Genomic DNA, 20746 nt, shown 5'->3' on the forward strand with positions numbered 1-20746 from the left:
TTTACTGTTAAATCCCGTTACACCTGTTCCTTCAAAATAAAAATACCATTGGCCAAATAACCAGTTCTTAGTCTAATCTCTCAGTGCAAACAAAATATTATCTAAAGTAAGCATTATAGGTATAATATTTTGTTTTGAACTACCCACTTCCTGCCAAAAAATTGTTTTATCCTCAATTCTTATATTCCTAAACCGTTCAATATCCTTTAAGCTTGAATAACGTATTGTGTTTACCAATCTCTGCATATTAAACAGAATTTTATTGCCACCTTCAAATTCTATTAAAATTGAGTAGTCATCATTTGGTGTAACCTTTGTTATTCTGCTCATTAAAACTCCCCTCCTTTACACAAAAAATTCTCTATTACAACTATAATTGTAATAGAGAATTTTTTTGAGAGTATACGCCAAAAGGAGTATTTTTTGATTTTCTTCTTTTTAATACCTTAAACTATTCCATACATTTTCGCAATTTTTATTGCTTCAAACTTTCCACTAACCTGAAGTTTTTTATAAATATTTTGTAAATGGGATTTTGCCGTGCCTTCAGATATGTTCAATTTAGCTGCAATTTCACTTCTTTTTAGCCCTTCCACAATAAGTATAAGAATCTCTATCTCCCTTTGTGATAACTTCACCTTATTTTCATTGCTGTTCTTTAGTCCTTCAAGGTACTGTTTGCTTAAAGCAGTCACTCGTTTTATATAACTGTTTTTTAAATTTCTATTTAATATTACTTCCAGCATAGTCATAATATGAGATGCATTTTCTACAAAGGGCATTACGATATTATTTGATTGAGCTTTAAGTAACGCCTTTTCAAGTACTGCTGTACCTTCTTCCATACCATAGAGGTTATATTTTGCCACTGCATCAAAAATAGAGTTGTGAATAAAACCAAATTCATTACTGAATATAGAAAAAGGTTCAATAAAGCTTTCAGCAAGCATTTCAAGCTCAATATAATTTTTAGACAGCATTACTGCCTTACCATAAACTATATAACTAAAAGCCATTCCTTGATAAATAAAATCTTCAACAGCTATGTCTCCTATCTGCAGCCAATATGGAATCTTTTCCCTTCTACCAATGCAAGCATAAATATATCCTCTGCATAAATCTATAGTAGTATTATATATAGAATAATTTATCTTACCGGTTTCCTCTTGAAGTTCATTTAATTTTTTGATAGCTTCTCCTATCTTTCCCTGAAATATATAAAGCCTCATGAGATTAAAATAAGCATTTATTATAATGCCTGTCTGTTTTTTAGTTTTGGCCTTGTAAATAGCCTTAAAGCTATTTATCTCAGCAGCTTCAAAATCACCTGTTTCCAGTGCGTATTCTGCAAGTCCTAAATATTCACAGCCTGTTCCATTACCATCTGCCAGTTTTGCATGTAATGGCATTCTTTCTACAACAACCTGTAAAACTCTTTTTAATGTTTGCTCTTTTCTAAAATAAATATAGAGCAAATGAGGAGAACCAAAAGTAAATTCATTTTCTCTAAGCAATATATAGGATTGCTTTCCTTTTAAAAGACTTCTAGCTTTATCACTAATAATGCACATTTTCTCCAAATCATTAAATACTGCAAATTTTTTAATAATTAATATTTCAGCAAGAATTCTATCCCTATATTCAATTTCTATGTTATCAGCCTTTTCATAAAATAACTGAAGCCTTTCTAAGTTCTGCATACACGTTTCTATATCCTGTCCAGCTACAATATAACACAGCATATACCTCAAATATGCTACAGGGTATTTATAAATCAGCTCTTCAGAAATTTTACTGAACATATCTAAATATCCTTCGAACAAAGATTCATTATATGCATTCTCAGGCTTATTAAGTTCTAAAAGGATTCTTTCTTCATCTCCTGCTCTATATAAATAACCAAAAGCAGTTTGAAGTCTTCTTTTCTCCATATACCACTCAGCAAGGCGTCTATACACTTCTTTAAGTTCCTTAGCTTTAAAGCTAAACTTTATCCTAAGAAAATCCAGCAGTACATTATGTATTTTATATATTTTTGAAGCTTCATCATAAAAAACAAAGGCATTTTCCTTGCGAAGCTTTTTTAAAATTTCATCTGTTTTTTCTTCTTGAGTAATATAAAAAGCTTGCTTAACTGTAAAGTTATCCATTACAGAAAGTTTTAACAAAAAATTCTGAATGTTTTCTCCATATATATTGAATAATGTGTTTTCTACTAAATCATCAATAGTACTATTCATACCTACAGGTATACCTTTTTCCAAGCCTAAAAGTATCATATAAGCTAAAGATATCCATCCATCTGTATATTCATTAATTTTTATTAAGTCATCATCAGGTATATTATTCTTCATCATCAAGCAATATTCCCTTAGCTCTTCTTTTGTAAACCTCAATTGCTGTTGGGATATTATCTGACACATATCTTTAAAAAGGAATTCAGATAAATTAATTTTTGTAGTATCTCTGGTAATAATAATTATATAAAAGTTATCTATTTTCTCCTTCACAATTTTAGTAATGAAATTATTCATTTTAGGATTTGAACAAAGTTGATAATCATCTATGACAAAAACTGTTTTTTCATTATAATCAATATTATTTAATACAGACAAAACTTTTTCACTCTGAGGCACGTCTACTGGGAATCCAAGGCTTTTTAGAGATTTTCCTGACTTTGCATCTAATTTACTTATTTCTTCCGAAAACTGATTCCAGATGTAATTAAGAGATTGTGAAGAATTTAAAAATGTAATCCAAATATACAGATTTTTTTCAGACTGAAGAAACTCTTTAACTGCTGTAGTTTTACCAAACCCCATTGGAGCTTCAATAATTGTAAGAGGATACTCATATACTTTTGACAAAATATGATTTATCCGTTTTCTTTTTAATATTTTACTACTTTCCAAAATAACACCCTTCCTAATTTGAATGTTTATTTAGCATTTATATAACTTTCAATATCGCTATTTAAAATTCTACTTTTTAACCAATATATTTATAATTAACCATATTATCGTATATTATTAATAAAAGCTTGAACAAACAATGTCGCTTTATCAAGGTTAAATTTAAATTCTTTTTATCATTTTTTAAACCATTCTAAGGTATATTTCTTAAAAGCTCTTATGCCAGGCATTAAATTCTTTTCTTTTGGTATAGCCAAAGCTATTGTAACATTAATTTTTTCATTTAAATTTACTATTTTAATGTTATTTCCTTTGATAAACTTCTTAGCAATTTGTGATGTTAACAAGGATACACCTAATCCACTAGATACAAAACCCAAAATCATATCAATATGATCACTTTCATACACAATATCAGGAGTAAAACCTGCTTTTTTGCAAGCATTAATAAATATTTCAGTTGCAAGTGAATTATTAGTCATGGAAACAAATTTTTCACTTACAATATCTTTAAAATCCACAGATTTATATGCAGCTAAAGGATGAAATTGTGGTGTTACCAAAACTATATGATCAGTAATAATGGGGAAAAGTTCAAATGTGCTATTCAATTCAGTATCATCTGTAAATGTAACAAAGGCAGCATCAATTTTTAAATTTTTACGAAGCTGAATTAATAATTTGGTTTCAGCCTCCTTTAATTTTAACTTTATTCCAGGATACCTTTTCTGAAAAGAAACAATAAGTGATGCTAGACCAAAATAGCATATTACTGGAATTGTACCTATAACAAGTTCCCCTCGCTGTATTATGCAATATTCCTGCATTGCTTTTTCTGCTTCATCAACATCATTTAGAATTTTTGCAGCATGACGCAAAAATTCGCTGCCTGCAACAGTTAAACAAATATGACGAGTTGTTCTATCAAACAGTTTAACGCCAAGCTCGCCTTCTAATTTACTTATTTGTTTCGAAAGAGAAGATTGAGAAATATGCATTTCTTCAGCTGCCTTTGAATAACTCTGATATTCTGCTAGAGCTAATACATATTTTAAAGTATCAATATTCACATCAATACCTCCATTTTAATAATAGATATATTCCTATAACGAAATAATCTTATCACAATTATGAATTGTAGTAAATAATTCCACTAGGTATAATCTAATTGAAATTTAGCTAAAGGGAGGAAAAAATTTTGTTGGAATTATCAAGGCAAAATCTTAAATATGATGTGGTTGTTGTTGGAGGTGGAACTGCAGGTGTAGCTGCTGCATTAGGTGCTGCTGAAGCTGGAGCTCATACATTATTAATTGAAAGGACTCCATATTTTGGAGGTCAATTAACACACTGTACACTTCCTGCAATATGTGGACTTTTTACTCAGGGTACCCCCTATGAACAAGCAGTTAAAGGATCAGCACAAAAAATATTAGACAAACTTTCAGAACTAGGAAGATATGATAAACCTATACGATGTGATGATAAACCTAATAGTCCTGTTGTTGTTATGATTGAACCTGAATCATTTAAATATGCACTGGATAAAGTATTAAGTGATGCAAAAGTAGATGTGCTGCTGCATACTCAAGTAATAGAAGCAAATAAAATTAATGGACATATTGAATCTATAACCTGTATAGATGACAGAGGTAAATTTATAATAACAGGCTCTGCTTTTGTAGACGCTAGTGGTGATGCAAATCTTACTGCAATGGCTGAAGGAAGTTATGTTATGGGTGATAATTGTGGTAATTTTCAAGCCTCAACACTTATGATTCGTATAGGCGGAATACCTTCAGAAGTTGATATAAGTCCTGAAAAAATAAAAGAAGCTGTTATTAAAGGTAAAAAAGCTGGAATCAAACATTTGACTAAAGAAATTGGAGATAATTTTCGACTACCTTTTTCACCTGATGTGCTTTTAAATGTTGCAGATGAAAATGTAAATGGAGTTGATGCTTTAAGCTTGACTCGTGGTGAAATATCTGCGCGTGAACAAGCGTGGTCATATGTTGAAGCTTTACGCAGATTTCTTCCTGGAGGTGAGAAGTGTTATATAATTCAAACAGGACCTAAAATTGGTATACGTGAAACAAGGCACATTATTTGTGAATACAAACTCACAGCTTTAGACTTAAAAGAAGGAAGACATTATAAAGATTCCATTGCTCGTGCTGCTTGGATGGGTGAGGCACATAACAAGCCAGGTATGCCAAATGATTTATATCCAGTATATAACTATTCATATTACGATATTCCTCTTGGTTGTATAAAAGTTAAGAACATCAATAACCTCTGAGCAGCTGGACGGACTATTGATTGTGACGCTTTAACTTTTGTATCAATTAGGGTTACTGGAACAGCAATGGCTACAGGACATGCTGCAGGAGCTGCAGCTGCAATTTACAGTAATACAAATTCAGCATCTCCTGATGAAGTAAGGCATGAATTAATTAAGCAAAATGCACTTATATAATTTCAAGGAACATAAATAGGCTTTAACTTGCAATCCTATTTATGTTTCCTTTAATTAATTTTCTTTGCCAATAACCTCAAAGTATAAAATAATATGAATTCTTAAGATATTTTTCATTATATTTAACTGCCATCTTCAATAACTTATTCTTAATCACATTAATAGATACTTTACCTTTTTTATAGTTATCGATACTTTTAAGAAAGCTTTCTTTTTCTTTAGTATCTACTATATTTTTAAAATATCCCCAGACATGAAGTGCTGCATTTTCTGCATTTCCAATGGTAACTTCTTCTTTCATAGCTTCATCTATATAATTATAAAATTGTACAACAGGGTACTCTTTTTTATTTTTAAGCAAATTCCTTATTTCCAAATAAATTCTAGGTGAACTTTCCAAAATGGTATACTTATACTTACTCCATTCTTCTTCAAGTTTACTAATCCTTTTATCCTTAGTTACACAATTTATACATTTTACTGCTGAAAGATTTTTATCTTTGACTTCAAGCATTATATCTATATCTTCTCTTTCTAAGCTTTCGTAAAAATTAATAAATCTGTCTACTGCTATAGTACTTGAATGGGAACCTGGTTTCTTTAAAATATCCTGTTGTGAATAATGGATTTTTTGATATCCATCCTTCTCTTTCCATGTATTCTTACATTCATCTATCCAATACAAATCACTTTTTTCTTCAACATATGGATTGATTTCATTATGCAAATTGTCAAAAATAACTGGTATGTTTAGTTTAGTTCCTATTTGGAGTACATCATTTATATTGTAGGATTTATCATCATTTTCAATAACAAGCCTTCGTTTTACCCTGTCTTCCAAAGCTTCATAATTGTTCATAAACCTATTTATTGCCTGTTCTTTATTATTATAAATTCCGCCAATATGAAGCACTATTTTATTTTCTTCACTAACTCCAAGGCTATCTAAAACCCTGGCATGATAGTTCAAATCTTCAATTGCTCTATTTACCACATCCTCCTTTGGAGAATTAAGTACTGTGTATTGTCCGGGATGCATTGATACTCTAATATTATTCCTTGTAATCTCTTTACCAATTTCAAAAAATTCTTCAGAAAATATCTCCCACCAAGGCAGCTCATTTAAAGAACTTGAACCAAAAGGAATTAAATCGGAACTAATTCTAAAAAGGTGTATATTGTTTTTAATGTTATAATCAATGATATTTTTAAGGGATTTTAAATTATGCTCTATTATACCTAATAACTTCTCATTGGATAAATTTTTAGCAGTACAACTTTTTAAATTGGCATCTGAAACCCCTATTGTCAAACATGCATATCCTATACTCATCGTATTCACACCCTTTCATTTATAATATGCTCAACTTTTCAAAATATAAAATATTTTTAAAGTTTGTTAGCAATTTTATTTAATTCTTCTGCCATAGCAGTTATTTCTTCTATACTTGCAGTTATCTCTTCAGCAGCTGCAGCTTGTTCTTGAACTGAAGATAAAGAATTATGGCTCTTCTCACTAGATTCAGCTACCTTAAAATTAATTTCATCAGTTAATTTTTTTATTTTAGGAACTGTACTTTTGGATTCTTCAGACAGTTTCCTAATTTGTTGAGCTACAACTCCAAAACCTTTTCCCACTTCACCTGCTCTTGCTGCTTCTATAGAAGCATTTAATCCAAGCATTTTAGTTTGATCAGATATTTCCTTTATAAATGAAGATACTTCATTTATTTGTACTGATAAACCAGTTATTTCATTTATGCTGTTATTAAGTTTTTGTTCATTGCTATGTATCTCTGTTGATGATGATGCCAATTGTTCAATGGTAGAAGATATTTCTTCAAGACTATTTTCCAAATTTCCAGCTATTTCTATCAAATTCTTAGCTGCAATCTTAGGAACGATCAAGCCAAAAGTTGCAACAACTTCACTTCTATCTTCATTGAATAATGGATGGCAGATTATCAAAACTGGTACACTATATTTACTAGCATCAGCTTTTAATAAAACTGGCTTTTTAGTTCTTATTACCTCAGCACAAACAGTATCTTCTTTAAAACTTTCTCCAATTTTTATTGCAGGAATTTGGAATTTTTTTGAATTTTCAATGCAAACATATTTATATAAATCTGTACCAAATATTACAGCTCCATCTGGAAACATTTCAGATAAAACTGGTGCAAAGTCACTAAATGATTTTAATACAGGATTAGTTATTGGAAATACTGTAGAAAATACCCCAACAGCTTGTCCTTGTTCATTAACTATCGGTTCTGCCACAATTTTTAATCTAACTCCATATAAGGATCTTGGAACAGTTTCTATATTAAGCCTATTCTCCCTCATAGCTTTACTAGTAACACCTTTAGAATTTACTTTCTCACCAACTTGAAAAATATTCAAATCAAATTCATTAGATGCTTTTCTCCAGGTATATGTATTTCCATCACTAATTAAATAGATAACACCTCCTGGTATCATATTAGCCTGAGTTTCAGACATAGCTTTTATGTACTCTACTCCATTTTCAGAAATCATAATTTGTGTCCTCCCTATAATCCAATTTAAAATTTATTTTTATATTACTAATACTAACAATAAATTTCATTTTACTACACGTTTCAACAAAACTTAATATTTATATAGTAAGTTGTTCCATATATAATGTCAATATTAGTTTTTTATAGTATTATAAACATATTAAGTTTTTCAAAATACATATCAAAACTTGCTGTACATTATATTCATTTTGTATAATACTACATCAAACTTCAAATACACAATTAACCATATATGTTTTGTAATTACTTTCTATACTTATATTGACTCGCATTAACTATAATCATAAAATAAATATGATACTAGTTATATAAAACATATTTATACTTTGGAGGATTAAATTATGAACTATGATAAAAATGCTATTCTAAATGAATTAAAAACTATTCTTTCCATACCAAGTCCAACAGGATATACCAATTCAGTAATGCAGTATCTTAAAGGAGAACTCACTAAGCTAAACATACCTTATAAAACCACAAATAAAGGTGCTCTTGTTGTATCCTTTTCTGGAGCAAATAATGATTATCAAAGAACTTTTACTTCACATATTGATACATTAGGTGCAATGGTTAAAGGTATAAAAGCAAATGGTGCTCTTTCTTTTGTACCTGTTGGTGGTTATATGATGTCAACTTTGGAAGGTGAAAATTGCACTATAAAAACTTTAGATGATGCAAGTTATTCTGGTACTATTCAAACAACAAAGCCATCTGTTCATATAAGTGGTGATGATGCCCGTAATCTTAAAAGAACTCCTGAAAATATGGAAGTAATATTGGATGAAAAGGTATTCTCTAAAAGTGACATAGAAGCTCTTGGTATCGATGTAGGAGATTATATATGCATAGATACAAGAACCACCATCACTGAAAAGGAATTTATTAAAAGCAGATATCTGGATGATAAAGCTAGTGCATCAGTTCTCATGTATGTCATTAAATATCTTCATGAAAATAACCTAAAACTTCCTTATACAACTAATTTTTATATAAGTAATTATGAAGAAGTTGGGCATGGCTCCAGTGCAGCTTTACCAGAAAACACTAAAGAATTTATAGCTGTTGATATGGGGGCTCCTGGATGTGAGCAAAATTCTTCAGAATATACTGTATGTGTTTGTGCTAAAGATTCCTCTGGTCCTTATGATTATGATCTCAGAAAAAAATTAGTAAATACATGCAAAAAAAATAATATTCCATATAAGATTGATATATATCCTCATTACGGTTCAGATGCTTCTGCAGCACTATCTGCTGGTTGGGATGTTAGAACAGCACTTATAGGACCTGGTGTTTTTGCATCTCATGCTTATGAAAGAACTCATGTAGATGCATTATTAGCTACAGTAGATCTCATCATAAAATATATTGCTCAAAAATAATTTTAATTTAGAATTACTAAAAGGACAGTTAATCATGTCCCTTTAGTAATTTTTATTTTAGGAAATGATCATACAATAATAGTATGCCTTACTTTTGTGATTATATTTTATAAAATTTATATCTATTTTTTGACAATATTATAAAATATGTTAATTTAATTGTTTCTATGAAACTTCATTTCTATTACTATAATCTTTTCATCTTACCTAAAAATATACTTCTTTGAGTTTTCAATTATTTATGATAACATTATATAGACTTAAATATAATGTTTGGAGGTTATATAAATGGGATTATTTGATGGACTAATGGGAAATGCATCAGAGGTAAATATACAAGAAGTTGAAAAAGAACTTAGTAACATATTAGCATCTACAGAAATTATTGAAAAAGCATACAAATTGATTCGTGATATGTTTATTTTTACAAACAAAAGGCTTATACTGGTAGACAGGCAAGGTGTAACTGGAAAAAAGGTAGAATATCACTCAATTCCATATAAAAGCATTACCCACTTTAGTATTGAAACATCAGGACATTTTGATTTAGATGCAGAGTTAAAAATATGGATATCAGGAACACCAACTCCTATAGAAAAACAATTTAACAAAAGCTTGAATATATATGAGCTTCAAAGTGTCTTAGCTGAATATGTGCTAAAATAGGTATACCGCAAAACATAACAAAGTTAAAACTCTGCTTCAATAAACTTATAACTTAGATTTTAAAAAATAATCCTCAATTTGCTTACAAGAACACACCTTCCAGCAATTTGAGGAACTTTTTTATTTGTTCTTTAAAATTATTATTATAATTCTAGTATTTTAATTTTTTTGACTATATTTGAAATCTTTGAGTATAAAAACAGAAAGGCAACCACATAGTAACAAGATTATAATACTTTCTATCCGATCTTGGGCAGTAGTTTCATAGTAACCAGCAACTCCAAATGCTGCTGTAATAGGATAGATTGTTTTTAGGGTGTTTGATCTACTCATGAATGCTCCCGTAAAAGAGTACATTTCAGTTAATACTAATGCAATCCCATAGCCTTTTTTCATATATGATACCAATGCAATAATAGGCGAGATAGCAAGGAATATACCCACACCTTGAAGAAAATATATTTTCAGAAAATCTAAAACCATTCCTGCCGATAAATCTGAAAGATGTAATATTGCCTCAGTAAAAAATGCTATTGTAAATAGTAGTAAATAAATGAAAATGCTGAATAAAAAAGTAATAATCATTTTTGCAGCAATTAACTTTGTTTCATTTATAGGAATAATTAGCAAAGATTTTATAGTGTCCTCATCTTCTTCACGACAAATCATATAACTTCCCAAAAGAGAGATGACTGCGGGAAGAACAAAAAGTGTTGCCAAAGGCTGAGCCATAGTCATATACCATCCTGCACTATCTATATACCGTGAATCATTATATGTAAACCATCCCTGCATAAAAACAATAACAGCTACCATAACTGTTGCAAAAACTGCAATCCAAACAATATTTGAACGGCGAATCTTTTGGAGTTCAGCCCAAAGTAAATTTCGCATTATTCACGCCTCACTTTTTTTCAATGCTATATTTGCAAGGAATACCGCAATAATATCCCAAACGCAAATAGAAAGAAACGCTAAAGGGACGTTAAGTCCTTGTGGCCAACGCGGAATATCGTTGTTTCGCCCGATTATAACTGACATACTGGATAAGGGGTGTATATACATATCTATTCCTCCTATTATAAAAAATAAAAAGATATAAACCAATGTAATACAAATCGGGAGAATGTATCCCTTTTGAGATGCAACTATTGCTAAAATCGGCAACATTGTAAAAGCAGTAATAACACCAATCTCTAAACATTTTTTCAGCAAATAAACTACGCTCCACCATTCAAATACGACATATCCTGAAAGCACACTAACCATAACAGAAGCTACGAATGCAATTAGCATGAAACAAATGGAGTAAACCAAAACCACAAAAAATTTACTAAAAAAGTATCCCATTTTGCTGATAGGAATAATCCAAAGTTGTTTGAGCGTATCATACTGATTTTCTTCGTGCATAAGCATGGTACTAAATATTCCCAAAATAACAGGTAAGATAATTGTACTAGTAAAATTGAATGCTGACCACCTATAATACTCTCTTGGGTCAACACCTTTATTCACAAAAAATAGTGCGAAAAATGGCATAATGAAAGCGGTTAACAACATGAGCCAAATAAGCTTATTGCGGCGCAGTTTAATGAATTCTGTTTGAATAAGGTTAAGCAATGCCTTCACCCCCTGTAATTTTTCTGAAATAGTCCTCTAAAGTATCATTACAAAGCCCCGAACTGATAACCGACACCTCACCAAGCATAAGTGTCTTATTGACAGACGCCATATCCAAAGAGGTGTCATAGAGTTTCAACGTATGATCATCTTGTACAGAATATTCTTTCAAGCCGAATTGACGTTCCAAAATTAAGGTTGCTTTAGAAACATCAGAAACTTGAAGTAGAATATACTTACCGCTTTTTCGTTTAAGTTCCTCCATGCTGCTTTCTTCAAGCAGAACACCATGGTCGATAATTCCAATATCATCCGCAAGCAATGAGATTTCCGATAGAATATGGCTGGAAATAAGAATTGTCTTTCCACGCTCAACGCTCAAATTCTTAATAAAATCTCTTACTTCTGCAATGCCGATAGGGTCAAGACCGTTTGTAGGCTCATCCAAAATCAGCAGTTCCGGATCATGCAAAATAGCGTTCGCAATACCAAGACGCTGCTTCATTCCAAGGGAATACTTACTAAACAACTTTTTATCTTTATAAGGTAATCCTACCACTTTCAATGCGTTTTCAACTGCATGTGGGGCGGCTGTACCACGCAGCTTCGCAAAAATCTCCAAGTTTTCCGTTCCTGTCAAATTTAGATAAAATCCCGGTGTTTCGATAATAGCACCAATACGGGGATATACCCGTTTTTCTTGACCTTTGATATTTCTTCCAAACACATCTACCTGTCCAGATGTGATTGGAGTCAACCCTAAAATCATTTTCATAATAGTGGTTTTACCGGCTCCGTTGCGCCCTAACAGACCGTAAATCCCACCTTTTTTTACATGGAGATTGACTGAGCTAACTGCTGTCTGATCTCCATAAATTTTTGTCAGTTGTTTCGTTTCAATCACAAAATCATTCATATAAAATTTCCTCACTTTCGATAACTGTGCTTTCGCAATGTGATAACCGATATAAAGACAGAAACAATCACAATTAAAAGTATAAAACATTAACCTTGCCAAAACCTTGCCGTAACCTTGCTTTTATCTTGTTTTAGCAGTAAGAAAGCCCTGTGATGTCACAGGGCTTTTGGCAATAAAATCGTGAATGTAGTTCCAGAGCCGAGAATGCTGGCCGCTGTAATAGTCCCTTTATGAGCGCTGACAAGCTCTTTGGAAATAGAAAGCCCAAGCCCGTTTCCTTTTGCAGACCGTGAATGGTCGCATTGGTACATTCTTTCAAAAATAAGTGGGAGATTATCAGAAGATATACCTTTCCCGTTGTCTGTTATTACAATTTTAGCCTGCTGTTCATTCTCAAAAATACGCAGCGACATATTATCACCTTCACTGTGGGTAATAATATTTTGTAATATATTATTGAGAATACGGGTATACGCAGTTGCGTCTATGCGCATGGAATACTCTGTTTCAGGTATATCAAATTCATATTCAAAATGGCTGTTTTCTAAAATAGCAATCCAATCAGCTATAATATTACGGGATAACTCATTCAAATCACAAATCTCAAAATGAAAAATTTGTTCCCCAGCATCTAATTTAACCCATTCAAACAGATTTTCTACAAAATGTTTTAAGTGCTGGGCTTTATCAGATGCAACATGGATATATTCGTCCTTTTCTTCTCCTACAACAATTTTACTTTCGATTGCTTCCAAATAACCAACCAATGAAGCAAGTGGTGTTTTCACATCATGAGAAAGACTTGCCATTAGACCTTTGTATGCCTGCTCTGATTGCTTTTGCTGAATAAGCCGTGCTTGGCTGCTTAGTGCAATTTCGTTAATACCATAACAAATTTGCCTTGTCATATCGCTCTCCGTTGCTAAAACACGTCGATTAAGATTTCCATTTTTTACATCTTCTAAAGCGTCTTTCATAAGTGCAAGTTGTGTTTGGACACGCCACAAGACAGAAACAAGGTACGCTATAATAAGCAGGGCGAGAACCAACGCAAAAAGCAGATAAACATTCATATTTACGTCAAGCCTCCTTATTAAAACGATAGCCTACACCTCGGACTGTTAAAATATAAAACGGACGGTCGGGATCTGGTTCAATCTTTTTGCGCAATTTACTGATAAAAGACATAATATTACTATCATCAAAACTATATTCTTCTTTCCACACTTGCGTATAAATCTGTTTTTTGGTAAACACCCGTCCCTTATTGGAAGCCAAAAATGAAAGTAAATCAAATTCTTTGCTTGTAAGCTCAACTGGAATATCATTAACAGAAACCATGCGATTTGATTTATCAATCACCATGCCCTTTAACACTATATAATCAGTATCCGTTACAAAAGTTGGGTTCAAGGTAGTGTAGCGGCGAATAAGGGAATTGACACGAGCCATGAATTCGTTAATGCTGAAGGGTTTTGTTAGGTAATCGTCAGCACCTAGCCGCAACCCTGAAACCTTATCGTCCTCGTCACTTTTAGCAGTGAGCATAAGCACCGGGATATTACTTGTTTCCCTAATTTTTTTCAGAACTTGAAAACCGCCTATATCCGGCATCATTACGTCCAAAATTACAAGAGAGCAGCTATTTTTGTTTTCGTCAGCCAGACGCAGCCCCTCTACACCACCATGTGCAATAATAGCAGATAAATTCTCTTGCTCTACACATTTTTTCATAAGAGCACAAAGCTCTTTATCATCGTCTATAATCAAAACATTATTCATGTTGTAGCTCCTTTCCCCTCTTTGCTCTGCCGTCCTTTCTACAAACTCTATCAGTGTAATTATAGGTGGACAGACAAATAATATCAAGTTTCTATTTATAAATTATATTGGCTATTTGTTAGAACTGTGTAGACATATCCAAAAGGGAAGGTGAACAGTAACCAGATTGTATTAAACTTTAAAATATAATAGCTGTTTCTTTCTTTAGTCTCCTTCTCTCCTATAAAAGGAATATAAAACTTAAATTCCTTAAATAAATATATTAAAACAACAGATAGTACTATATGGTAAAGCTGTCATGTTGTCTGGCAATTATATAAATTTAGAAATGCTTTCAGAAAGTTTTGTTGAACACTTTTCCATCTTCAGCAATCAATTGGGTTTTATACACAATGGTATTTTTAAAGCTGTAGCTCTGTATCATCTATATGGTATAGAAAAAGGTGTATCTGCACTTGAAAAAGTAATTTTAAGTGCACAAGCAGATAATATTATAATGCCTTTTGTTGAAAATGCCTCATATATTATGGACATGCTCTACATAATAGAAAATAATGATTCAAATAATGACTATGTGAAAAAAATAATACACTATGGAAAGCAGTATAATGAAAGTTTAAATAAAAACAAGCTTGATAAAATCAGCCTATCTCCAAGAGAAATAGAAGTGCTTTCACTGATAGCTGAAGGTTTAAAAAGAGAAGATGTTGCATCACACCTTAGAATGTCACAGGAAACTGTAAGGACACATCTTCGAAATATATACCAAAAACTAGGTGCTAGTGGAAAGATTTCAGCAATAAAAATGGCACGATTAAGTGGAATAATTTAAAAAATAAGACAGGAGGATATTTAAGCCCTGTCTTATTTTTCATGATTAATATATTTATATGAAATTTTTTATGATCCTTATATTATTTGAAATTACATTTTATTTTTTCTACAATAGTATCATCAGAAATTGTAAATATATTATTTATAAGTTCAGTTCTAAAGCTTCCTATACCACTTACATGCTGTGACAGTTCCCCGCATATTCCCATAAGTGCTACTGCTAAAATAGTACCACCTAATATATCTAATGAGGAAATATAACTTGCTATAAGTGCAGTAACCATACATCCTGTACCCGTTACCATTGAAAGCATTTCGCAGCCATTTTTTATTAAATAAGCATCATCTCCATTTACTACTATATCTACTACCCCTGTAGCTGCAATAACAGCACCAGTTTTAAGTGATAATTCCTTAATTATTTTTATATTTTCATCAAAGCTTTTAGATGTTATTTCATCACCTTCACCTACATCTATTCCCTTTGCATTACTTTTTATACCACAAATTGCTTTTATTTCAGACATATTGCCCTTAATAACACTTGGACGACACTTTGAAATAAATTTTTTTGCGTAGTTTAATCTTAAATTACTACAGCCAACACCTACAAGATCAATTATTTCAGGAATTTTCTTTTCAAAAGCTATTTTACCTGAAATCATCATGGATTCCATTCGAGCATCTGTTATATTTCCAAGATTAACTCCCAATGCTTTAGAAACAGAAGTAATTTCTGAAACCTCTAAAGGATGTTCAGCCATAATAGGTTTTGCACCTACAGCAAGTACTACATTTGCACAATCATTTATTGAAATTGGATTTGTAATACAATGAATAAGAGGTTTATTGATTTTAACACTGTGTTTTATTTGCAATAATCTCTCTATTAACCTCTGTTGATTTGTCATAAACTTTTACCCCCAAGCTCTTTTGAATCTTTATAAGCATCCCATTCTTACTTAATGCTCCCAAGAAGATAAAAGCAATTGCTCCTCCTATAATTGTAGCAGTAAAGAATAAAGGAACATAAAACATTAATGAAAGTCCTTTTTTACCCCAAAAATATGTCATAATAGGTGCTGAAACAATGGCTCCTATAATACCAGTTCCTATAACTTCGCCTAAAACTCCAAAAATCAAAGTATTCTTAGATGCTCTGTATAAAAGTCCTGACAAAAATGCACCAAAAACAGCACCAGTTAAAGCTAGAGGTGGAATTCCCATAAGGAACATTCTAATAATTCCAATGCAGACAGCACAAAGTAGTGCATACCAAGGTCCGAGTACAACTGCACATGTAATATTTATAACTGAAGACATAGGGCACATTCCTTCTATACGAAGAATTGGTGATATTACAACCCCCATTGCTATAAGCATTGCCAGCATAAGTTTTTTTAATAGTTTTGAGTTTCTTTCCATAATAAAATACCTCCATAATAATATTTATTTTCTAACCATATAGGAAATAAACACCATCATTTAGGCATAATTTTATTGTAACTAAATAGCAATTCCCTATATGATTTAAATAGATTTCTTAACATCACATGAAGCGTTAGATTCAATCTGATGCTTGAAAATCTTTATCCAAGGACATAACCCACTCTTTACTATCACTTTGAAAAGTGCGAGTATTAGAGCTGTTAGTCACTAGAAATCATGATATTGATCGGTCGAAGCTCAAAAGCTTCCTCTCACCTTGAAACACAAGTTCCCTCGCTATTTAGTTGTCCTTTGATATAAAGCTTAGGGCGCTCCCCCTCTGCTCCTAAAAAAAATAAAAAATGGAATATACCTATAAGGCACATTCCATTTACACTTGCAAAATAATAAAAGCATAAATCAAATATTTCCTTACGTCGGTATTATCCGAATCAAGTTATGGGTCGAAGCATACACTTCCTCTCAGCCTGCTTAAACAAGCTCCCCTTTTTAAGGAAATTATACCATATATCATTTCTAATTTCAACACACCCATTAAAAGTAATTCGTAGTAAAGGTTTACTTTCTTATATAATTTCTTAAATGAAATAACTATTTATTACTTGGAAAATCCATAAGGATAATCTATAATAAACAGGTGTGCTAAAACTTTAAGTTATTCATTTATGTGGAAAACAAAGGATGTACTTAAATATATTATAATCAAACAAAATTAAAGGAGACAAAGCATATGAAAAACAATCAAAATATTGGAAGAACCCTATTTTTACTAGTATGTTTCGTAATTATTTTTACAATTGGAATTGGAACTTTTTCATGGATTTCCTTCAAAAATGAAAATGATAAGGTCAATAATAAGATGTATTCTATTAACAATTATGTTGCATTAACTGATAATGCAAGAGTTGTACAAGTTGACTTTAAAAAGCAAGTTCAATATTGGAAGGATACATTATTAAGAGGCAATGATCCAGAATCCTTTGATAAGTCATATAGCGAATTTTTAAAACAAGACGAAACTGTCCAAACAGGATTAAGTAAACTAAAAGAATCTATGTCCAAACAAAACATGGATACTGCTTTAGTAGACAAACTAGCAAATTCCCATAAAGAACTTCATAATAAATACACTCAAGCTATACAAAGTTATGATAAAAATAACCTTCAAAGTTTTAAAATTGTTGATGCATTAGTAAAAGGTGTTGACAGAGAATCTACTGACAATATGGATTTATTAGTAAAACAAATACAACAAAAAGAAAACTCAGAAGTTGCAAACAGCATAAATCAATTGAAAGAAGATAATAGCAAATTTCAAAAATCTTTAATTGCTATTATATTAATTAGTATTTGTATAAGTATATTTTTTGCAGCACTAATTTTCCTAACTTACAAGAGAATTATAAATTTTATAGACCAACTCCAATTATTAATGGAACGTGCAGAAAATGGAGACTTTACCGTTAAGGGAGAAATACTTAAAAAAGATGAATTAGGTAGAGTCACTGAAAAATTCAATGGATTTATAGAAAAAATTAGAATATTAATTTCACATACTAAAGAACTTAGTAAAAATGTATACTCATCTTCTGGAGAAATGACAAACTCCTCTGAAGAAGTTAACAGAGCTTCTGAGCAAATTGCTGAAGCTATGAATAATTTATCAAAAGCTAGTACTGAACAATCAGCGTTGGCAGAACAAGGTAATGTCATGGTAACTAATGTAGTTCAAGGAATATCAAGTATAACCAAAAATAACATTACCATTGAAGAACTTGCTGTTAAAGCAATGAAAACTGTAGATGATAGTGTATCAAGTATTAAACATCAAAGCGATACCATGATAGATACTAAAAATGCATCTAAGGATGTTAGCAATACTATTTTAACTCTATCTGAAAAATCAAAAATGATTAGCCAAGTTATTGATGTTATTAATGGTATATCAGAGCAGACAAATTTACTTGCTTTAAATGCTTCCATTGAAGCTTCAAGAGCAGGAGAAGCAGGAAAAGGCTTTGCAGTTGTGGCAGAAGAAGTAAGAAAACTAGCTGAAATGTCCACTGAATCTGCTAAGGAAATAAGTAATTTAATAAAAGAAGTTCAAACTAATATAGAAACTACTGTAGCTAAAATGAATACAGCCGAATCTTCTATAAATGAACAAGTATCTTCATTAACATCTACAGAAAATAAGTTCAAAAATGTAAAGGATGCTGTATTAGAAGTAACAACAAAAGTTAACGAAGTTACTAAAGAAGCAATTGCTATTAATAATAGTGCAAAGTCAGTGGAAGAATCTATAAATAGTATTGTAAATATATTAAAAGATAATGCTTTGCAAACAGAAGAAGTTTCTGCTTCTACAGAAGAGCAAACATCACATATACATGAAATATCGTCATCCATAAGTGAAATTTCACAGCTTTCAAGTAAACTTCAACAATCAATAGAAAAATTTACTATATAATTTGTTTATTGTGATTTTTGTGCTAAAATGTAATTAGTTACATTTGTCCGATGACTAACATATTTAACACTCTATTTTTTAATTTAGAGTATTAAAAGTTATTCTTTGGACAAATTTAACTTAACAAAATGTTTTATGGATAAAGGAGATAATAATTATGGATGAAGTTTTAAAGTTTTTAACTGACAACAAAGTTTTTTATCTTGCTACTGTAAATGGAGATAATCCAGCATTACGTCCTTTTGGATTTGTAATGAAATACGATAATAAGCTATGTTTTTGTACTGGCAATACAAAGGATGTATACAAACAACTAAAGGCTAATCCAAAATGCCAAATCAGTGCAACTTCTCCAGAAGGAAAATGGCTTAGATTAAATGGAAAGGTAGTTTTTAATACAACAAAAGAATCACAAGAAGCTGCTTTGAATATTATGCCTATGCTTAAAAAAATATATAAAGTAGGCGATGGAATTTTCGAAATATTCTACATAGATGAAGCTGAAGCAACTTTTTACGATATGATGACTGTTTCTAAAAAGGTTAAATTTTAAAATTAAATTTCAAAAAAGACAAGGTGTATTTTAAAACACATCTTGTCTTTTTCATTATCTATTAAAATAAGTTTCCACCTAATCTCCAAATGCTAATGTCATAACCTTTTTCACTTATAACCTTCATCCATAAATTCAAGGTAATTTTATCTGCATACCATATCTCATGTTTCAAATTATTCTCATCCTTATAGCTAAAATATAAACACCTGCTGTCATCATCACGTTGTATCTTAGCCTTGTACTTCTTTAATATACCGTTAGCTTCCTCTTCTGTAACAGAAGTAGTTTTTCCATTAGATGACCAGTTAAACCCTCCTGTAGCAATGGCAAAATCCTTCTTTCCTGAAACTTTGCTCATTTTTTCTATTGAACTTCTAATAAACTTGTCATCTGCTTTTCCACCTGGTTTACTGAAGCTGCCATGCAAATTATAGCACATAAGTACATAAGTTGGACCTTGAGCAAAATTCAATTTATCAAAAGGTGTATTAGTTTCCAGTACAACTCTCAGTTTTAAACCTTTGCTTTCAGCCTTTTGGTATAGCTCATTTACAAATAATATATAGTTATTCCAAAGCTCCATATCATTTTTTATTTGTTCATAATCAATTTCTATACCATTAAAACCATACTTAGTTGCCAGGTTCACAATGTCTTCAATATGACTGCTTCTTGAAGCTTCATTACCTAACAAATTTTTTAACAAGCTTGTATCCTTTAATGAATAGCTTCCATCACCTTTTGCTTTATCATTGACAATAGTTATATATTTATTGTACTTAAAATTCTTTGTTTCATTATAATAGTTAATTAATTCTTCTGGCATCACTAGTTTACTGTTTGAGTCAAAGTTAGCTGAAAAATAAGAAACATTTTTTAATTTATTGTTTAAAGCTTTAATTTCTTTATCAGCACTTAAATCCCAATATACAACCCAGGCGGATAAACTATTTACATCACCACCAAATGCTTTTGAACCTTCCTTTGCTACTGCCTTATTATCCTTAGAATCAATCCCTTTTGAATTAACACTTTTATATATAACTGATGTTAATAATACTAACAATACTATAGGTACAATCCAAAACAACTTTTTTTTCATATTAATCCTCTCAA

Annotated in this window: 18 protein-coding genes, 1 pseudogene and 1 riboswitch; of the genes and pseudogenes, 6 read left to right on the forward strand and 13 right to left on the reverse strand. The window is 31.2% G+C overall.

From position 1 onward, the window contains the following. Positions 1–72: 72 nt before the first annotated feature. The 3 genes from Q6H37_RS20375 to Q6H37_RS20385 form a co-directional block, all read right to left on the reverse strand. Positions 73–330 (reverse strand): DUF2442 domain-containing protein, encoded by a 258-nt coding sequence (locus tag Q6H37_RS20375; protein WP_318735927.1) that lies wholly within the window; start codon positions 328–330, stop codon positions 73–75. Positions 331–446: 116 nt separating this feature from the next. Continuing rightward, positions 447–2912: a LuxR C-terminal-related transcriptional regulator gene (locus tag Q6H37_RS20380; protein WP_318735930.1), complete on the reverse strand. Its 2466-nt coding sequence runs from the start codon at positions 2910–2912 to the stop codon at positions 447–449. A 176-nt stretch (positions 2913–3088) separates the two neighbouring features. Beyond that, the gene (locus tag Q6H37_RS20385; RefSeq protein WP_318735932.1) at positions 3089–3982 is read right to left on the reverse strand and encodes a LysR family transcriptional regulator; all 894 of its coding nucleotides are present in this window, start codon (positions 3980–3982) and stop codon (positions 3089–3091) included. A gap of 164 nt (positions 3983–4146) precedes the next feature. Between Q6H37_RS20385 and Q6H37_RS20390 the strand changes: the two are divergent. Further along, positions 4147–5391 (forward strand): annotated as a pseudogene (locus tag Q6H37_RS20390) (FAD-dependent oxidoreductase). Positions 5392–5467: 76 nt separating this feature from the next. On the opposite strand, the gene uvsE reads toward Q6H37_RS20390, so the two are convergent. Then, entirely contained in the window at positions 5468–6724 is a 1257-nt protein-coding gene (gene uvsE / locus Q6H37_RS20395; protein ID WP_318735935.1) for a UV DNA damage repair endonuclease UvsE, read from the reverse strand. 56 nt (positions 6725–6780) lie between these two features. Beyond that, positions 6781–7929, reverse strand: a complete 1149-nt coding sequence (locus Q6H37_RS20400) for a methyl-accepting chemotaxis protein (protein ID WP_318735937.1) — start codon at positions 7927–7929, stop codon at positions 6781–6783. A gap of 364 nt (positions 7930–8293) precedes the next feature. Between Q6H37_RS20400 and Q6H37_RS20405 the strand changes: the two genes are divergently transcribed. Together Q6H37_RS20405 and Q6H37_RS20410 are read left to right on the forward strand one after the other, a co-directional pair. Then, a complete protein-coding gene (locus Q6H37_RS20405) occupies positions 8294–9334 on the forward strand; it encodes a M42 family metallopeptidase (RefSeq protein WP_318735939.1) in 1041 nt (346 codons plus the stop codon). Between the two features lie 288 nt (positions 9335–9622). Beyond that, the gene (locus Q6H37_RS20410; protein WP_318735943.1) at positions 9623–10000 is read left to right on the forward strand and encodes a PH domain-containing protein; all 378 of its coding nucleotides are present in this window, start codon (positions 9623–9625) and stop codon (positions 9998–10000) included. A 159-nt stretch (positions 10001–10159) separates the two neighbouring features. Here the strand turns inward: Q6H37_RS20410 and Q6H37_RS20415 are convergent, their stop codons facing one another. From Q6H37_RS20415 to Q6H37_RS20435, 5 genes are all read right to left on the reverse strand, one after another. Continuing rightward, on the reverse strand, positions 10160–10894 hold the full coding sequence (locus Q6H37_RS20415) for an ABC transporter permease (protein WP_318735945.1): 735 nt from the start codon (positions 10892–10894) through the stop codon (positions 10160–10162). 3 nt (positions 10895–10897) lie between these two features. Beyond that, a complete protein-coding gene (locus Q6H37_RS20420; RefSeq protein WP_318735947.1) occupies positions 10898–11620 on the reverse strand; it encodes an ABC transporter permease in 723 nt (240 codons plus the stop codon). Further along, positions 11613–12536, reverse strand: a complete 924-nt coding sequence (locus tag Q6H37_RS20425) for an ABC transporter ATP-binding protein (protein WP_318735950.1) — start codon at positions 12534–12536, stop codon at positions 11613–11615. The genes Q6H37_RS20420 and Q6H37_RS20425 overlap by 8 nt, the downstream gene beginning before the upstream one ends. Positions 12537–12694: 158 nt before the next feature. Beyond that, the gene (locus Q6H37_RS20430) at positions 12695–13612 is read right to left on the reverse strand and encodes a HAMP domain-containing sensor histidine kinase (protein ID WP_318735954.1); all 918 of its coding nucleotides are present in this window, start codon (positions 13610–13612) and stop codon (positions 12695–12697) included. Positions 13613–13619: 7 nt separating this feature from the next. Beyond that, complete coding sequence (locus tag Q6H37_RS20435; RefSeq protein WP_318735958.1) at positions 13620–14321, reverse strand: response regulator transcription factor; 702 nt, start codon at positions 14319–14321, stop codon at positions 13620–13622. 298 nt (positions 14322–14619) lie between these two features. Here Q6H37_RS20435 and Q6H37_RS20440 point away from each other — a divergent pair, with 298 nt between their 5' ends. After that, positions 14620–15153, forward strand: a complete 534-nt coding sequence (locus tag Q6H37_RS20440; protein ID WP_318735961.1) for a helix-turn-helix transcriptional regulator — start codon at positions 14620–14622, stop codon at positions 15151–15153. 82 nt (positions 15154–15235) lie between these two features. On the opposite strand, the gene thiM is transcribed toward Q6H37_RS20440, so the two are convergent. Next, positions 15236–16033 (reverse strand): hydroxyethylthiazole kinase, encoded by a 798-nt coding sequence (thiM, locus tag Q6H37_RS20445; protein WP_318743086.1) that lies wholly within the window; start codon positions 16031–16033, stop codon positions 15236–15238. Beyond that, complete coding sequence (gene thiW, locus Q6H37_RS20450) at positions 16011–16580, reverse strand: energy coupling factor transporter S component ThiW (protein WP_318735964.1); 570 nt, start codon at positions 16578–16580, stop codon at positions 16011–16013. Before thiW ends, thiM begins: the two co-directional genes overlap by 23 nt. 414 nt (positions 16581–16994) lie before the next feature. Next, positions 16995–17101, reverse strand: a riboswitch (TPP riboswitch). Between the two features lie 233 nt (positions 17102–17334). Here thiW and Q6H37_RS20455 point away from each other — a divergent pair. Next, on the forward strand, positions 17335–19074 hold the full coding sequence (locus Q6H37_RS20455; protein WP_318735968.1) for a HAMP domain-containing methyl-accepting chemotaxis protein: 1740 nt from the start codon (positions 17335–17337) through the stop codon (positions 19072–19074). Positions 19075–19231: 157 nt separating this feature from the next. Beyond that, positions 19232–19627, forward strand: a complete 396-nt coding sequence (locus Q6H37_RS20460; RefSeq protein WP_318735971.1) for a pyridoxamine 5'-phosphate oxidase family protein — start codon at positions 19232–19234, stop codon at positions 19625–19627. Between the two features lie 61 nt (positions 19628–19688). Here Q6H37_RS20460 and Q6H37_RS20465 read toward each other — a convergent pair whose 3' ends face one another. Next, on the reverse strand, positions 19689–20732 hold the full coding sequence (locus tag Q6H37_RS20465) for a glycosyl hydrolase family 18 protein (RefSeq protein ID WP_318735973.1): 1044 nt from the start codon (positions 20730–20732) through the stop codon (positions 19689–19691). Positions 20733–20746 lie beyond the last annotated feature (14 nt).

It is taken from the genome of Clostridium sp. JS66 (assembly GCF_033561535.1).
Taxonomy (GTDB): domain Bacteria; phylum Bacillota; class Clostridia; order Clostridiales; family Clostridiaceae; genus Clostridium_AM; species Clostridium_AM carboxidivorans.

What these genes read in the sequence shown, in the direction of transcription:
- Q6H37_RS20405 (WP_318735939.1), top strand. Translation starts at nt 8,294, where the DNA reads ATGAACTATGATAAAAATGCTATTCTAAATGAATTAAAAACTATTCTT.
- Q6H37_RS20375 (WP_318735927.1), bottom strand. Translation starts at nt 330, where the DNA reads ATGAGCAGAATAACAAAGGTTACACCAAATGATGACTACTCAATTTTA.
- Q6H37_RS20455 (WP_318735968.1), top strand. Translation starts at nt 17,335, where the DNA reads ATGAAAAACAATCAAAATATTGGAAGAACCCTATTTTTACTAGTATGT.
- Q6H37_RS20435 (WP_318735958.1), bottom strand. Translation starts at nt 14,321, where the DNA reads ATGAATAATGTTTTGATTATAGACGATGATAAAGAGCTTTGTGCTCTT.
- Q6H37_RS20430 (WP_318735954.1), bottom strand. Translation starts at nt 13,612, where the DNA reads ATGAATGTTTATCTGCTTTTTGCGTTGGTTCTCGCCCTGCTTATTATA.
- Q6H37_RS20460 (WP_318735971.1), top strand. Translation starts at nt 19,232, where the DNA reads ATGGATGAAGTTTTAAAGTTTTTAACTGACAACAAAGTTTTTTATCTT.
- uvsE (WP_318735935.1), bottom strand. Translation starts at nt 6,724, where the DNA reads ATGAGTATAGGATATGCATGTTTGACAATAGGGGTTTCAGATGCCAAT.
- Q6H37_RS20400 (WP_318735937.1), bottom strand. Translation starts at nt 7,929, where the DNA reads ATGATTTCTGAAAATGGAGTAGAGTACATAAAAGCTATGTCTGAAACT.
- Q6H37_RS20415 (WP_318735945.1), bottom strand. Translation starts at nt 10,894, where the DNA reads ATGCGAAATTTACTTTGGGCTGAACTCCAAAAGATTCGCCGTTCAAAT.
- Q6H37_RS20440 (WP_318735961.1), top strand. Translation starts at nt 14,620, where the DNA reads ATGTTGTCTGGCAATTATATAAATTTAGAAATGCTTTCAGAAAGTTTT.
- Q6H37_RS20465 (WP_318735973.1), bottom strand. Translation starts at nt 20,732, where the DNA reads ATGAAAAAAAAGTTGTTTTGGATTGTACCTATAGTATTGTTAGTATTA.
- Q6H37_RS20425 (WP_318735950.1), bottom strand. Translation starts at nt 12,536, where the DNA reads ATGAATGATTTTGTGATTGAAACGAAACAACTGACAAAAATTTATGGA.
- thiW (WP_318735964.1), bottom strand. Translation starts at nt 16,580, where the DNA reads ATGGAAAGAAACTCAAAACTATTAAAAAAACTTATGCTGGCAATGCTT.
- Q6H37_RS20410 (WP_318735943.1), top strand. Translation starts at nt 9,623, where the DNA reads ATGGGATTATTTGATGGACTAATGGGAAATGCATCAGAGGTAAATATA.